Origin of the sequence: Chitinophaga silvatica (genome assembly GCF_003419895.1) — a bacterium.
GTDB classification, from domain to species: domain Bacteria; phylum Bacteroidota; class Bacteroidia; order Chitinophagales; family Chitinophagaceae; genus Chitinophaga; species Chitinophaga silvatica.
The window spans coordinates 21,855-35,957 of record NZ_QPMM01000016.1 but is presented as its reverse complement, the minus strand read 5'-3'; the positions used below and the strand labels follow the sequence as shown (position 1 = coordinate 35,957).

General features: G+C 41.1%; 15 protein-coding genes. 7 read left to right on the top strand and 8 right to left on the bottom strand.

From position 1 onward, the window contains the following. Window positions 1-3 precede the first annotated feature (3 nt). Complete coding sequence (locus tag DVR12_RS25090; protein ID WP_116978564.1) at window positions 4-1,014, bottom strand: NADP-dependent oxidoreductase; 1,011 nt, start codon at window positions 1,012-1,014, stop codon at window positions 4-6. Window positions 1,015-1,161: 147 nt separating this feature from the next. Between DVR12_RS25090 and ypfJ the strand changes: the two genes are divergently transcribed. Continuing rightward, entirely contained in the window at window positions 1,162-2,019 is an 858-nt protein-coding gene (ypfJ, locus tag DVR12_RS25085) for a KPN_02809 family neutral zinc metallopeptidase (RefSeq protein ID WP_116978563.1), read from the top strand. A gap of 260 nt (window positions 2,020-2,279) precedes the next feature. On the opposite strand, the gene pncB is transcribed toward ypfJ, so the two are convergent. Beyond that, window positions 2,280-3,449, bottom strand: a complete 1,170-nt coding sequence (pncB, locus tag DVR12_RS25080; RefSeq protein WP_116978562.1) for a nicotinate phosphoribosyltransferase — start codon at window positions 3,447-3,449, stop codon at window positions 2,280-2,282. A 9-nt stretch (window positions 3,450-3,458) separates the two neighbouring features. Further along, window positions 3,459-4,289: an ion transporter gene (locus DVR12_RS25075; RefSeq protein WP_116978561.1), complete on the bottom strand. Its 831-nt coding sequence runs from the start codon at window positions 4,287-4,289 to the stop codon at window positions 3,459-3,461. 109 nt (window positions 4,290-4,398) lie between these two features. Here DVR12_RS25075 and DVR12_RS25070 point away from each other — a divergent pair, with 109 nt between their 5' ends. Genes DVR12_RS25070 through DVR12_RS25060 form a run of 3 tightly spaced genes read left to right on the top strand, consistent with a single transcriptional unit; the run spans window position 4,399 to window position 5,970 of the window. Continuing rightward, window positions 4,399-4,851 carry a MarR family winged helix-turn-helix transcriptional regulator gene (locus tag DVR12_RS25070; RefSeq protein WP_116978560.1) on the top strand — a complete coding sequence of 151 codons (453 nt, stop codon included), beginning with the start codon at window positions 4,399-4,401 and terminating at the stop codon, window positions 4,849-4,851. 27 nt (window positions 4,852-4,878) lie between these two features. Further along, window positions 4,879-5,322 carry a DinB family protein gene (locus DVR12_RS25065; RefSeq protein ID WP_116978559.1) on the top strand — a complete coding sequence of 148 codons (444 nt, stop codon included), beginning with the start codon at window positions 4,879-4,881 and terminating at the stop codon, window positions 5,320-5,322. Window positions 5,323-5,325: 3 nt separating this feature from the next. Further along, window positions 5,326-5,970: a phosphatase PAP2 family protein gene (locus tag DVR12_RS25060; RefSeq protein WP_116978558.1), complete on the top strand. Its 645-nt coding sequence runs from the start codon at window positions 5,326-5,328 to the stop codon at window positions 5,968-5,970. Here DVR12_RS25060 and DVR12_RS25055 read toward each other — a convergent pair. The 3 genes from DVR12_RS25055 to DVR12_RS25045 all read right to left on the bottom strand — a co-directional run bounded on the left by DVR12_RS25055 (window position 5,959) and on the right by DVR12_RS25045 (window position 8,311). Next, window positions 5,959-6,480, bottom strand: a complete 522-nt coding sequence (locus tag DVR12_RS25055) for a hypothetical protein (RefSeq protein WP_116978557.1) — start codon at window positions 6,478-6,480, stop codon at window positions 5,959-5,961. The two genes, DVR12_RS25060 and DVR12_RS25055, sit on opposite strands and share 12 nt — an antisense overlap. Before the next feature lie 409 nt (window positions 6,481-6,889). Next, window positions 6,890-7,729 carry a phosphatase PAP2 family protein gene (locus DVR12_RS25050; RefSeq protein ID WP_199417204.1) on the bottom strand — a complete coding sequence of 280 codons (840 nt, stop codon included), beginning with the start codon at window positions 7,727-7,729 and terminating at the stop codon, window positions 6,890-6,892. 63 nt (window positions 7,730-7,792) lie between these two features. Continuing rightward, window positions 7,793-8,311, bottom strand: coding sequence for an FUSC family protein (locus DVR12_RS25045; protein ID WP_116978556.1), 519 nt, complete (start codon window positions 8,309-8,311; stop codon window positions 7,793-7,795). Between the two features lie 72 nt (window positions 8,312-8,383). On the opposite strand from DVR12_RS25045, the gene DVR12_RS25040 reads away from it, so the two are divergent. Together DVR12_RS25040 and DVR12_RS25035 are read left to right on the top strand one after the other, a co-directional pair. Next, the gene (locus tag DVR12_RS25040; RefSeq protein WP_116978555.1) at window positions 8,384-9,451 is read left to right on the top strand and encodes a PCMD domain-containing protein; all 1,068 of its coding nucleotides are present in this window, start codon (window positions 8,384-8,386) and stop codon (window positions 9,449-9,451) included. A 17-nt stretch (window positions 9,452-9,468) separates the two neighbouring features. Continuing rightward, window positions 9,469-10,218, top strand: coding sequence for a porin family protein (locus DVR12_RS25035; protein WP_116978554.1), 750 nt, complete (start codon window positions 9,469-9,471; stop codon window positions 10,216-10,218). Between the two features lie 33 nt (window positions 10,219-10,251). On the opposite strand, the gene DVR12_RS25030 is transcribed toward DVR12_RS25035, so the two are convergent. After that, entirely contained in the window at window positions 10,252-11,787 is a 1,536-nt protein-coding gene (locus DVR12_RS25030; protein ID WP_116978553.1) for a S10 family peptidase, read from the bottom strand. Between the two features lie 57 nt (window positions 11,788-11,844). Beyond that, entirely contained in the window at window positions 11,845-12,678 is an 834-nt protein-coding gene (locus tag DVR12_RS25025) for an AraC family transcriptional regulator (RefSeq protein ID WP_116978610.1), read from the bottom strand. Between the two features lie 87 nt (window positions 12,679-12,765). On the opposite strand from DVR12_RS25025, the gene DVR12_RS25020 reads away from it, so the two are divergent. After that, window positions 12,766-14,100, top strand: a complete 1,335-nt coding sequence (locus tag DVR12_RS25020) for a TolC family protein (protein ID WP_116978552.1) — start codon at window positions 12,766-12,768, stop codon at window positions 14,098-14,100. The last annotated feature ends 3 nt before the right edge of the window (window positions 14,101-14,103 follow it).

Genomic DNA, 14,103 nt, shown 5'->3' with positions numbered 1-14,103 from the left:
AATTTACACTTTCACAATCATCTTACCGCTGTTTCTTCCTGAAAATAAACCCAGAAATGCCTGCGGTAAATGATCGAAACCTTCTTCTATGGTTTCAGCGTATTTTATTTGTCCATCTCTGACCCATGCTGTTAATTGTTTCATTGCTTCTTTAAATTCAGCAGCATAATTTGAATAGATAAATCCCTGCATTAAAATACTACGTGTAACCATAAGAGGTTGAACTCTAGGGCCTACAGGTATTTCAGTTGTATTATAAAGTGCGATCTGTCCGCATAATGCTACCCGTGCAAAGAAATTGAGATGCGGAAATACGGCATCGCTTATTTCGCCACCTACATTATCGAAGTAAATATCTATACCATCGGGGCAGGCGGTAGAAATAGCCAAACTCAGATCTGGATTATCTTTATAATCTATGGCCGCATCGAAATTGAATGTATCGGTAAGCATTTTAATTTTCTCTGATCCACCTGCTATACCAACAACCCTGCATCCTTTAATTTTGGCGATTTGTCCGACTACTATCCCAACCGCTCCTGCAGCCCCGCTGACCATAACCGTTTCTCCGGCTTTAGGTTTTCCTATATTCATTAAACCAAAATAAGCCGTTAAGCCAGGCATCCCTAGTACTCCCAGGTAGTAAGACGGGGTTATATCGTTATCTACCTTTCTGAGATCTTTTCCGGGGAATATGGAAGCTGTTGACCAGGGCGTGTACGGACGTATTCCACTGACCATAACCCGGTCGCCTGTTTGAAAATTACTGTCTTTGCTCTCCAGTACTTCTGATACAGCTCCTCCTTCTAAAGGTTTGCCTACTTCAAATGGGGGGATATACGATTTGCGGTCGCTCATACGGCCACGCATATACGGATCTACTGAAAACACTATTGGCCTGATCAGTACTTCACCTTCGCGGAGATCGGGGAGTGTAACAGTCACAGTTTTAAAATCGGAATTCTGGGGTAATCCCTTTGGTCTGTTTGCCAGTAGTATTTGTTTAGCTTGCATGCGAAGTCAGATTTGCTTTAAGTAAAAATGGTAGTGTAGATTTAACAGGTGAAACAGTCTTTTGTTTAGGCCAGATTTAAGTCTGCAAATCCCGTTGAAAGCTGTACATTCGGGTAATTTTTCACCCCTTTTTAAAGCAACTATCTTATGCGTCTGGATGATGAAGAAATGAGTGACAACGTCGAGAAACGTAGTGGTGGCGGTATGCGATCTATCGGTATTGGCGGCGGTATTGGTGGTATTGTTATCATCATATTGGCTCTACTCTTTAAACAAGATCCTCAACAGGTAATGCAGGCCGTACAGCAGGTACAAGGGCCTGGACAATCGGCCGGCGAAACGTCTGAAAAGTTGACTTCTGCGAATGCCTCACCTTTTGAGATTATGTCTTCGAAAGTATTACGAAGCACAGAAAAAGTCTGGACAGCCGAATTTTCCCAGCACAACAAAACTTATAAAGCTCCAGGGATGGTACTTTTCGAAAAAGGTACGACCTCAGGCTGCGGATTTGCTGAATCGGCAATGGGTCCTTTCTATTGCCCTGCAGATCAAAAAGTGTATCTGGATGTTTCCTTTTTTACGGAACTGGAACAACAATTTGGCGTGAAAGGCGATTTCGCAAAGGCCTATGTAATTGCCCATGAAGTCGGACACCACGTTCAAAATCTGTTAGGGATAAGCAGAAAACTTCAGGCCATGCGTGAGAGGCTGAGTGAGAAAGAATATAATAAGCTTTCCGTTATGCTTGAACTACAAGCCGATTTCCTGGCTGGTATCTGGGCCAACAGAGCTAACAAAATTCTGGACCCGGGTGATATTGAATCCGGATTAAATGCTGCCAGTGCTGTAGGAGACGACAGATTACAGAAAGCAGCTACCGGACAGGTTGTGCCTGATGCTTTTACCCACGGTACCTCGGCTCAAAGAATGGCCTGGTTTAAGAAAGGCTTCGATACCGGTGATGTTTCTCAGGGAGATACCGGTATAGGCCTGGGCAACTGGTAAATATTTCTCGCAAAGGCGGTAAGTTTAATATTAAGGAGCTAAGGATTTTTTTTAAGATTTTAAGATTTAAAGCGGATATTTTTAAGGATTAAAGCGGATGTTTTTAAGAATTGTGAATTAGTTTTTTAGAGAGAAACCAATTTGAAGTACTTAAAAATATCCGCTTTAATCCTTAAAAATATCCGCTTAAATCTTAAAAAAATCCTTAGCTCCTTAATATTAAACTTACCGCCTTTGCGAGCAACAAGCGAGCCAGCGAGCTAAGGTATATCCAGCATTTCTTTGGCCAGTGCAATCATCTTTGGATCGCCGGTGTATTTACCGCTGGCATCCGATAGCTTAATTACTTCTGTCCAGCGTGGGGCATTTTCAGGTAATGCCTCATACATCTTAATAACGATATTCATTGCAGGTAGTCCAACATCATTGGTGAAATCGGTACCAATACCAAACGACAGTCCTATTTTGCCTCTGCAGTATTCTACGATATGCGCTACCTTTTCATAATCCAGTCCGTCTGAGAAGATGATGGTTTTACTTACCGGATCTACCCCCATTTTTTTGTAGTGTGCAATTGTACGTTCGGCAAACAGGATAGGGTCTCCGCTATCATGTCGGACGCCATCGAACAGTTTGGCAAATTTTTTATCAAACTGCTCAAAAAATACGGTGCTGGTATAGGTATCAGAAAGGGCAATACCTAAATCTCCTCTGTAAATCTGTACCCAATTTTCTAATCCCAGCATATTGGCCATTTTAAAGCCATATTTGGCAGCATGAAACATAAACCATTCATGGGCATGAGTACCTACTGGCTTTACTCCATATTGCATTGCCAGGTAAACATTGCTTGTTCCAACAAAGGTACCTGCGCCATATTGCTTCAGTGTTTCAACTACAAGTCGATGTACGTCTAAGGAATAACGACGTCTTGTTCCAAATTCAGCGATGGTAATATGTAGCGCTTTATATTTTTCAATTTTATCTTTGGTAATCTTTATAACCTCTGCATCTCCAACTCTTTCTTCGCCGGTAAGCTGGTAATATAATTCACAGATCAGCGACATTAGAGGAACTTCCCACAGAATAGTCCGGTACCAATACCCACTTGTTAGTACTTCCAGGTCCTGCCCATGCTGGGTAATATGCACTTCCGAAGGATCGTAGCGATAGCCTTGCAGAAAATCGAGATAGGTAGGATCGAGGTAGGGGCAGGTTACTGCCAGGTATTCTTTTTCCTCAGGTGTTAACTGAAGTTTAGTCATGTCGTTTACCGCAGCTTTCAGCGCTTCGGCAAATCCTGGAGGGAAAGCATGCCTACCTCTGTTTATAAAGGTATACCTTGCGCGGGCTTTGGGAAAAAGCTTGATCACCCCATGCTGCATGGTAAACTTATAAAAATCGTTATCAAGGATACTTGTAAGGATCATACACTTGGTTTATAATTTCGTTCCACAGAATTTGCAATATTGCGAATCAGCATCCAGTCCGGTGGCACTGCAGCCCAAACACGACTTAGAGGTGGCAGTTTCGGCCCGATGAATCTTATTCATTTCTACGGTTACTATACCAGTAGGTACGGCAATGATAGCATAACCCATAATCATAATAAGTGCGGAGAAAGCCTGCCCTAAAGGTGTTATGGGAGCTATATCTCCATACCCCACTGTAGTGAGGGTAACGATAGCCCAATACACACTTATCGGAATACTGGTAAAATCTGAGTTTTTGCCCGATTCAATTACGTACATGATGGTGCCCAGCACCATTGTGAAAAGCAATATAAAAAAGAGAAAGACGAAGATTTTCCTTCTGCTTCTCTGAATTGCCGTTACTAAGTATTTGCTTTCGTCGAGGAATGGGATCAGCTTGAAAACCCTGAAGATCCTCATCAACCTGAGTACCCGGATGGTTAGGAGGAAGTGGGTATTTCCGTACATTGCTTCAACATAGGAAGGTAAAATACAAAGTAGGTCAACCAGTCCGTAGAAGCTGAAGATGTATTTTTTAGGCTGATAACTACACCATATACGAAAGATGTATTCTATAGTAAAAAGAATGGTAAAGATCCATTCCAGTAAATGAAAGAGATGTTCATACCTGCGTTGGAGCGGAACCACACTTTCCATCATCACCACTGCCACGCTGGTAAGAATTGCCAGCAATAAAATAATATCAAATATTCTGCCTTGCGTAGAATTTCCTTCGAAAAGGATGTGATGCCATTTTCGCTGAAAAGAGGATAGTTGTCTGGTTTCCTTATTCGCCATTCTGTTGGATTATGTTTATTAAACAAAAAGAGGATTAGTTATGTTTACAGGGGATTGGTTCTTAATCAATTTCCCCCATTAGATCAAAGTACTAACTTTTAACCATTCTATGAGAAATTCCGAAATCACTGAGCGGCTTCGCTTAAATATCGCCAGCGCTGTAATCAGAACCCATACTGCCTACCGTCTAAAGCTCTTGCAGGTATTTATGCAGGCAGGAATTGATATTACCCCGGATATGTACTTCGTGCTAAAATATCTTTGGGCTGGTGGCGATGGCAGCAAGCAACAAGAACTGGCCAATAAAACCGGAAAGGATAAGGCCAGCCTTACAAAGCTGCTGGATAACCTCGAAAAACGGGAACTGGTGCAAAGAACCACAGATGAGCGCGATAAAAGGAGTAAGCGTATTTGGTTAACACTACCAGGTAAAAGACTTAAGGAAAAAGTATACCCTTTAGCGTTATCGGTAGTGGAACTTGCAGAACAAGGAGTGGCACATATAGATCTGCAACAGGCGCAGTCTATCCTGGAAATGGTTTACAATAATATAAAAAGGTAAACAATTAGTTTTACTTACCTTTAAAGTATGACTACAGGAGTTTTTATAAGTTTATTTGAAAGAGATTTAAGTAAGCTGGAAGAAGAGATACTAGCTTATGAAAATCAGGCTGATATCTGGAAGGTAATACCAGGGATCAGTAATAGTGCAGGTAATCTTGCATTGCATCTTTGTGGTAATCTTCAGCATTTCATAGGAGCTGTGCTCGGGAAAACCGGCTATGTAAGAAACAGGGAGCTTGAATTCAGTAATAAGGATGTTCCTACCGAGGAAATTAGTCAGTTGATCGGCAATACAAGACGAGTGGTATTAACTACAATTGCGGGATTAGGGCCGGAAGAACTGGAAAAGGAATATCCTGAAGTTGTTTTCTCTACAACGATGGCAACGGGTGATTTTCTGGTATACCTGATTAGCCATTTAAATTATCACTTAGGGCAGATCAATTACCATCGGCGAATTTTAGGTTGATGTATGAATAGTTTTATAAAGAAGTTTTTAAAAGTTTATGAGCAGGTAAAGTTATTGGTATGGCCTTTATTGACAATACTAATAATTTTTTTTATCTGGAGATTGATAGCCGACAGAGCAACGGTTTATCTGACTATCAACAGTTATCATACCAGGTGGGGTGACGTATTATTCCCCCTTGTAACCCAATTAGGTAGTGTGGCAGCAGCAGTTTTGTTGTCACTTCTCTTCGTAATAATTCGCAGGCCGGTAGGATATATTTTAGCTACCGCATATATGTTTACAGCTACCATTAGTTTCTCTTTGAAAGTTTTGGTTGGCTATCCGAGGCCCTACCGTTATTTCATGGACAAATTGCATGAGCTTTATTTTGTACCTGGTGTAGAGGTACTAAACAATTTTAGAAGTTTCCCTTCTGGTCATAGTGTTTGCGCTTTTACTGCTGCCACAGTGCTTTCGTATTATTCGCGAAATAAATACTGGTCTTTCCTTTTTTTATTCCTGGCTGTGTTGGTTGCTTACTCCCGAATGTATCTGAATCAACATTTTCTGGAAGATGTATCAGCAGGAGCGGTAATTGGAGTATTTTTTAGTATGATATGGTTAAGCTTCTTCGCTGATGAAAAAGTCACTTTCTCAGGAAAGTAAATCTTTCTTTTCTTCCATCTCTCTGATTAAGGCGTTATGATGTTGATTTAAAATCTCCGTATATCCGTTATGGATAAGGTGATTTTCTTTTTTAGGTTTGGTATACCAATCCGGAGTAGGAATGTATCTGGCCCAGAGGATTTCGTATCCGATGTAAATTTGATATTTGCCATCTTTAACATGGTCTGAATGGCCCAATCTTCTTTCTTCACCAGGTGCCAGGTTTTCGAGTAGCCTTGCCTGATAGGTGGTTCCCATTGTAGTAGTGATAATTTGATTGACGGCTACTGTTACAAACTGGGATTCAGACATATTCCTAACGCTTCTCAGGTATTTGGCTACACTGAATACACTATTGGAAACTCCGACTATCCTTACTGCTCTGAGAGCATCTTCTCCTCTGAAAGGGCGATATTTCTTTTCTTTAAAGGATCTGCCTGGGTATCTATGGGTTCTGTAATGAATATACCATAGCATAAAAAACAGAAAGATGATTACCGGTGCTAGCATTTTTGAATGGTTTTGAGATGGGAGGGATGTTTAGACATGGAGTTTTTTATTTTGATATTGATCTTGGGCTACTTAAAACTTCATTCTCATTTTGACACTACTAATCTAAAGGGATTCAAATTGGAATTTGTAAATCGCATGTTAAAATAACTGATATTATTATAACCCTTGAATTGCGATTGGGAATTAAAAACAGTAATTTTTTTCCACATTAACAAATAGATCACAAAATATTTGAGTAGAAACCCGCAACTTTGTTTCATTGTTAGAGTAAGGTGTTTGTAACCGGGTCAGCTTTAGAGGTTAACCCCCAAATAATCAGAAACTAATAATCCCCCAATTTTCATAATATACTTTTCCCATATATACTTCGTATATTAACTATGTATGATAAATAAACTTATCATGATTATTTGTTGCCAGGCAATAGAGTAAGTGTAAGTCCTACGCTTTTGAATTGAGGGTTATAGGAAGGCATAATGATTTTACTGGTTCTGGCCTGGTCGCCAGTTGATTTGAACAGTTTGCGCTGGATCCAGGGATATGCCCAGTAAGCCGCTTTAGTACTTAGGATTCCAAATCCTGCTCCTGCCACAACATCGCTTAACCAGTGTTTATTATTGTACATGCGTAGCGCACCAGTAGTAGCTGCTGCAATATAGCCGGTCATTCCAATCCAGGGAGATTCGTCTTTATACTCCTGCCACATAAATTCAGCAGCAGCAAAGGCTGTAGCGGTATGGCCCGAAGGAAACGAGAGGTAGTCCTGCTGGTTAGGACGCTGTTCATTGCTCAGATTTTTTACTCCAATAACCGTTCCTGTAGTAATAAGGGCAGATAAGCCCAGGAGGATTGTTCTATCCCTTAAATTATGCTTGCCTTTTATGCCAGCCATATTTAAAGCATAAACCGCAACTACGGGAGCATATTGCAGGTAGTTGTCGATCTTGGTTCTTGGGCGAAAGTCGGTGTTATTAGGAATTTCTTTAAACCATCCTTTGGTATGGCTATTCACCTGTTGTAAGGTAGGATTATTCAGCGCATAAAAGCCATATCCTATCATTGCTGTAGGTACAAGAATGCCGGTGAGTGTACATTCGAGGCTCTCAGTTTTAGCCGGCTTTAATAATGCTTTGTTAATCTTGTAGGTTGTGGTATCTGTTGTAGGTCCTAGAGAATCAGTTACCTGGCCAGTTACGGTCGTGAAAAAGCAGGCAACCATTCCTGCACACAAAATCAATTTCTTCATGCATCAAACTCCTTCAGTTTCCAAATATAAAATAAAAATTCTGAAGAAATTCTGTACTTCTCTCTATTCCCCGCCTTTATCTACTATTTTGGGCAAAATAATTTCAGCTGCCTGACTGGCATATTTATTATGAAAAATAAATGTAATAAGTAGTCCTATTAAACATCCCGCTAATACAGAAAGTACTCTTTCCACCGCCGTATCCCATAAATGCGCTCCTGCTTCATGGGTCATTACAATGATAGTTGCTGCCAATGCCGTGCGGGTTGCAGGTTCCAGCCTAAACAAATTACATAATACTACAGTGATGAAAACCGCCACACACATCATCAACACCATGTTCTGATGCAACAGAATTAATGAAAAACCTGATATTGCTCCAATTACATTGGCCTTAATCCGTGTAACCGCCAACGTTACAGCATCGGAACCATCCGGCGATAATACCAGCATTACAGATATCAATACCCAAATAATATCCTTATAATTGACCAGCCAGGAAAGCCCCAGCACCACTAAAACCCCTGTTACACATTTTGCTGCGTAGATCAGTACACGTTTGGTCCTAAGTTTATCTATCATGTTACAATGATAATAATTATAGTGAACTTTTAAAGGCTTGATTGTGTTTAATTTATTTAACCATTTGAGGGTATGAATAAACTGAAACTTGGCTGCCTGTCCGTACTTCTGCTTCTGCAATATGCCTGCATAAAAAAAGCTCCGGTTAATCCCGAAGCCGATATAATTAGCTTTTCCATACCCGCCCGTTATCTGACCAGCGATGTATTTATAGACCAGATAAACTCAAGAATTCTGCTAAACCTTACTCCGGCAGCCTTCGATAGTGGTGTTGTACCTATAATCACTGTTTCAGAAGGTGCGCATTTAACTCCTCCTTCCGGTGATAGCCTGCACTTCAGCACTAAAAACCAAAATACTTATGTTGTCACTTCTGCGAGTGGTGTAAATCAGAAGACCTATGTGGTGACAGTTGTAAATATTGGTGTCTGGCAATGGGATTTCGAAATCTGGAGAGAAAACGCCAAAGATAAATATCAGTATCCTATTGAAGCAAATGAAGACAGCAGTGAAATATGGTCGTCCGGCAACCCCGGAATAGCCTTATCCGGCGTACCCGCCAACCCGCTCGAATATCCGCTAAGGGCCACTACTGATGCCTATCACGGTAAATATGCCGCTGAAATGGTAACAAGAAAAGGTACTGCTCTATCTGAACTTGTAGGTATAAAACTATTTGCAGGTTCCTTATTCCTCGGTGTATTTGATCCTACCAATGCGCTGTTCCAACCGCTGAAGGCTACACAATTCGGACAACCATACATCGGTAAACCAGCCAGGTTTATGGGATATTATAAATATACACCGGGTGATAACTACCAGGATAAATCGGGCACCATCATCCCGGGAATAAAAGATAGTTGCTCTTTGTACGCTGTATTATTTAAGGGAACTACCCGGTTGGACGGTACCAATATTCAGACCTCAGACAGGATTGTTGCAATAGCTACATTACCGGATGGTGGTCCACAGGCGAATTATAAACGTTTTGATGTTCCCTTTATAGAAGTAAGGCCATACGAGGCTACTGATCAGCTGATGCTGGCTATAGTAGCTTCTTCCAGCAAGGATGGTGATTCCTATAAAGGTGCAATCGGCAGCCGCTTGGTTTTGGATAGTATGCAGGTCACTCATCAGTAAAGAAGGTAATTCAGATTATGAAGATAAAAGTAACTGCATTGATAATGGCTTGTATAATGAGCGTTACTCAATTGCTTGCACAGGAAGAGCATAGTTTTCAACCGCATTTAGAACATCGTATCCTGGCCGGATTCAATTTCGGTGCTGCCACTCCTATTGGTTTTCCTAACACTATACGTAAAATAAATGCCTACTGGCCTGAGTTTAGCCCCTCCCTGGGATACGAACTTACCTATCAGGCCTGTGAAGAATGGGGGGTATCCCTCGGCGTAAAAATGGATTATAAGGGAATGGGCACCAAAGACCAGGTTCAATATTTCCATACTATTATAACAACTGAAGACGGAGGTAGATTTGAAGGCGATTTTTCAGGTCATAATAAGACCATCGCTAAAAATGCCTATATAACACTTCCTTTTAGTGCTGTATTTACGCCAAATACCAGATGGCGGTTCAATCTGGGAGGTTATGTTGCCTGGTTATTCAGCTCTAATTTCCATGGAACAGTATCTGATGGTTATATCAGAAATGGCGGCCCGCTGGGCGAAAAGGTGACGATTTCTGAAGCGACATTCGATTTTGGCACCAATGTGCGCTCCTTTGATATAGGGGTTCAGGGTGGGGCTGCATACCGGGTTGGAAAAAGAATCAGTATTGATGGTAACCTGAATTGGGGCCTTCGTCCGATTTTCCCTGGAGATTTCAGGGGGCTCGATTTTCCACTTTACAATGTGTTCCTGACACTGGGAGTAACTTATAAAATTTAAGGGCGGGAAAATTCCCCGCCCTTTCTAATATGTTTAGTATTTGGCAGCCTGCCCTGGTTTAGGAATTGAATTCCGGATAAAGTTCCTGATATCCTCATTTCCGGTGCTAAGATCATCTTTGCGTAAATACATCATATGTCCGCTGCGGTAACCATACCACGATAAGCGATCTTTTAATTTTCCACCCGGATCTAATTGCCACATGCTATATTTTGCATTGAAGTAATCACATGCTCCATCATAGTATCCAGATTGAATCATCACATGCAACCATGGATTGGCCGCCATAGCCTGACGTAAATTTTCGCCGGTATTGTCGTTATTCCTATCCCAGGGATGAACCGGGCCAAACATCATGTATTTAAGATCTGTATCAAACTTCAGTTCTTCCCTTAAATAAATATTGATTGCCGGAGTAAAGGCATGCAACCAGCTGGTTAATTCGGCATTGTAATCCGGACTCTCACCCGCATCAGCTCTGTCTATCCCTTTGTAGCGGGAATCGAGTCGCCCTACGGTATACCCTTTATCTCTAAGTAGCTCTTTCCAATAAAACTGTGCAGGAACATTGAGATTATGCTGCAGGATCACTTTTTCAGACAATCCGGAATAGTGGGCCATTTTTGCGGCAATAGCTTTTCTTTTCTGGTCATCTAAAAAGCCACCCTGACTAATGGCCGGAATTAACTCATTGATGGTAAATTGTTCTACTTCCGGTAATATGGCATTGAGGTCTTTAGATTGAAGATCGTTTGATAAGGCTTTATGATACCAGGCAGTTGCTGCATAATATGGTAAGGTTAATGCAGCATCTACCGGTCCATTTCTGGAGATGCCCAATTCTGTTGGAGATACCAGGATCACACCGTTTAAGTACATCCATTGGGCATTTTGTAGTTCCAGTGCTAAACCGGATACCCTGGTAGTACCGTAGCTTTCGCCAATCAGGTATTTCGGAGAAGCCCAGCGATTATGACGGGATACAAAGGTATTAATCCATTCGGCCAGGTATTTTATATCCGCATTTACACCAAAGAACTTTTCCTTAGGCGCATCTTTTTCCAGCACCCTTGAAAAGCCGGTATTGGCCGGATCGATGTAAAGAATGTCGGCGATGTCGAGAATGGAATGTGGATTCTCGCGTATTCCATAGTGCTGAACCGGATATCCTTCATCATCAATATTCAGGAGCCTCGGACCGGTGTAGGCAATTTGCATCCAGACGGAGGGAGTACCCGGGCCACCGTTAAACGAAATTACCAAAGGCCTGGTACTGCGGTCTTTTACATCAGTTCGTTCGTAATAATTGTAAAATATCCCGGCAATGGCTTTGCCATCGGCATCCCAGACAGGTTGAGTGCCAGCAATGGCTTTGTAAGGCACTTTCTGCCCCTTGATAGTTACGTCATGCATGGTAACTACGGCGGTGTCTGGGTTTAGTGTAACAGATCTTGAGGGTGGTGTTGTTAAAGCATTGGAGATATTGGTTGTTGTTTTCTTGGGTTGGGCCTGGGCTGAATACAGGCTAACTGCTGCTAATAAGCAGGGTAAAGTGGCATACTTTCTCATTTTGTTGATTTAGCGATTTTCTGATCCCCTTAAATTGCTAAATCTTTCTCAGAATTTCTATTGGATTATGTCGGGTGGTAGATCAGGTTCCTTATGATCTTTGTGCTGAAACTCACTCGGCCTTTTACCAATCAGTTTATAGAAGGTATTACTAAAGGCAGATACACTATTATAACCTGTATCCCAGGCTATTTCGTTTACCGATTTCCGGGTCTCCAGCAAATACCCTAATGCCCTGATCATTCTGGCAAGTTTAAGATATTGAAAAAAAGATATATCCATGGTATTCCTGAATAAACGGGTAAGTGTGCGCTCACTCAAATTAAAATGATGGCCAACAGATTCCAGGGTAAGGTTTTCGGCCAGGTTTTCCTGAATATACCTTAGTACTGGTTGCAATCTGGGATGATCTGTAGTAGGTAAATTAATAGGGAGCGGAGAGGCACTGATTTCTGGCAACATTTCCTTCATAGCCTTTAGAAATGTAAAACGCTTATCAGTTGGTAAAATATGTCCGTCCCAGTTTGCTGTATGTAAGATCATTTCCAGTAGCAGGTTGCTTACCGGGTAAATACCTGTTTTACTGTAGAATGGGTCGTTTGCGTCTGTTGGGTCTGAAAAGAAATAGATATTCCTGATATAATTAGCCGGATACCGATGCACGAAATAATGTTCAACGCCAGCCGGTACCCACATATAATGGCGGGCTGGTAAAAAGTAGGTCTTATCTCTGGTGTATAAAAAAGCAGCCCCACCTTCAACATAGGTCAATTGTCCTTTGTTATGCTTATGGAAGGAGAAACGATGTTCTGTTTTCCAATGCCATATATATGTTGATTCAGGTATAACATCAACATCTTCAAGGATGTGCTGTGTAAGTGAATTTTCCATTTTGGCCGGATCTAACAATTTTATGGCAATTTATAGAAAATAATTTAAGTAGATCGATTCGAACTTTGCATCTTCATCACCTTAGATATGGTTATAATAAATAATAAGTGGCTGGTTTTGGGGGTGCTCTTCATCTTTTGCACTACTAAAAAAGCCAGGAGCCAGGACCCTGAGAATAATCCCCTAACGTTAACGGATGTATGGAAAAGAGCTGAAGTTTACAATAAGCAATTACAAATGCAATATCTCCGTGTCGAAAGCCTGGAAGAGAGAACAAAGGCAGCAAAAGATGAACGTTTACCAGAGGTAAATGCAAATGGATTATATGCCCGTGTCTCTAATCTGGCTATCTATGAAGACGGTTTGTTTAATGCCCCTACACAATTTCCTGTAAAACATGGCTATTACCAGCTAGGTGGAGATGCTTACCTGAACGTTTATAATGGTGGCAAAACCACCCGCGAAATCAAAGTGCGTCAGACTGAAGCCGAGTTGGCTAAGGAACAGAAAAACCTGACTACTACAGAAATCAGATATAAAGCTGCCGCCTTATATCTGGATGTCTATCGTGGACGAGCATACGAAAAAGTACTACAACAATATATTTTCGACAGAGAGAAAGAACTGGAAGAAATAAAGCACCTCTTCAACAACGGTGTGGTACTGAAAAGTGATGTATTGAGAGCTGAGCTTAATCTATCCAAACAACGTATGTCACTACTGGAAATTCAAAATGGAATTAAAATCGCCAATCAACGCCTTAATATCGTGATCGGGCAGCCAGATAGTATCGATAATCATCTGGGTATAGATACATTAGTTGTGGAAGAACATCCTACGCAGGGCTACGACAATTATATAGCAGATGCCTACGCAAACTCTTTTCAATTTAAAATTTCAGAAAAAGAAACCCTGCTAAGTGAATTGAAATTGAAGGATGTAAAGAGTAACATCCTACCAAAAATAGGACTGTATGCAGAATATGCTTATACCTATCCTCAAATTCAATTCTATCCATATTCCATAGCCGTATATGGATTAGGACAGGCAGGAGTGAAAGCCAGTATGCCGTTATCTGCCCTCTATCAAAATAAACACAAAAAATCGGAAGCTAAAATAAACCTGGAAAGACAGGAAATAGAACATGCAGATGTTCAGGATCAGGTAAGGCAGGATGTTAAAGCTGCTTACCTCAGATATACAGAAGCACTAACAAGAATCCAGGTAGCGAATGATAATATAACACAGGCAAAGGAGAATTTCAGGATTGTAAATAATACTTATTTCAATCAGTTATCATTACTGACAGATTTGCTAGATGCTGAATCGCAATTGCTTCAGGCACGTTTCGATCTCACAACAGCCGCTGTTACAGCACAGTTACAGTATTATCAATTATTGAAAGCAACAGGTAACCTTTAGTTT

What these genes read in the sequence shown, in the direction of transcription:
- DVR12_RS25090 (WP_116978564.1), bottom strand. Translation starts at nt 1,014, where the DNA reads ATGCAAGCTAAACAAATACTACTGGCAAACAGACCAAAGGGATTACCC.
- ypfJ (WP_116978563.1), top strand. Translation starts at nt 1,162, where the DNA reads ATGCGTCTGGATGATGAAGAAATGAGTGACAACGTCGAGAAACGTAGT.
- pncB (WP_116978562.1), bottom strand. Translation starts at nt 3,449, where the DNA reads ATGATCCTTACAAGTATCCTTGATAACGATTTTTATAAGTTTACCATG.
- DVR12_RS25075 (WP_116978561.1), bottom strand. Translation starts at nt 4,289, where the DNA reads ATGGCGAATAAGGAAACCAGACAACTATCCTCTTTTCAGCGAAAATGG.
- DVR12_RS25070 (WP_116978560.1), top strand. Translation starts at nt 4,399, where the DNA reads ATGAGAAATTCCGAAATCACTGAGCGGCTTCGCTTAAATATCGCCAGC.
- DVR12_RS25065 (WP_116978559.1), top strand. Translation starts at nt 4,879, where the DNA reads ATGACTACAGGAGTTTTTATAAGTTTATTTGAAAGAGATTTAAGTAAG.
- DVR12_RS25060 (WP_116978558.1), top strand. Translation starts at nt 5,326, where the DNA reads ATGAATAGTTTTATAAAGAAGTTTTTAAAAGTTTATGAGCAGGTAAAG.
- DVR12_RS25055 (WP_116978557.1), bottom strand. Translation starts at nt 6,480, where the DNA reads ATGCTAGCACCGGTAATCATCTTTCTGTTTTTTATGCTATGGTATATT.
- DVR12_RS25050 (WP_199417204.1), bottom strand. Translation starts at nt 7,729, where the DNA reads ATGAAGAAATTGATTTTGTGTGCAGGAATGGTTGCCTGCTTTTTCACG.
- DVR12_RS25045 (WP_116978556.1), bottom strand. Translation starts at nt 8,311, where the DNA reads ATGATAGATAAACTTAGGACCAAACGTGTACTGATCTACGCAGCAAAA.
- DVR12_RS25040 (WP_116978555.1), top strand. Translation starts at nt 8,384, where the DNA reads ATGAATAAACTGAAACTTGGCTGCCTGTCCGTACTTCTGCTTCTGCAA.
- DVR12_RS25035 (WP_116978554.1), top strand. Translation starts at nt 9,469, where the DNA reads ATGAAGATAAAAGTAACTGCATTGATAATGGCTTGTATAATGAGCGTT.
- DVR12_RS25030 (WP_116978553.1), bottom strand. Translation starts at nt 11,787, where the DNA reads ATGAGAAAGTATGCCACTTTACCCTGCTTATTAGCAGCAGTTAGCCTG.
- DVR12_RS25025 (WP_116978610.1), bottom strand. Translation starts at nt 12,678, where the DNA reads ATGGAAAATTCACTTACACAGCACATCCTTGAAGATGTTGATGTTATA.
- DVR12_RS25020 (WP_116978552.1), top strand. Translation starts at nt 12,766, where the DNA reads ATGGTTATAATAAATAATAAGTGGCTGGTTTTGGGGGTGCTCTTCATC.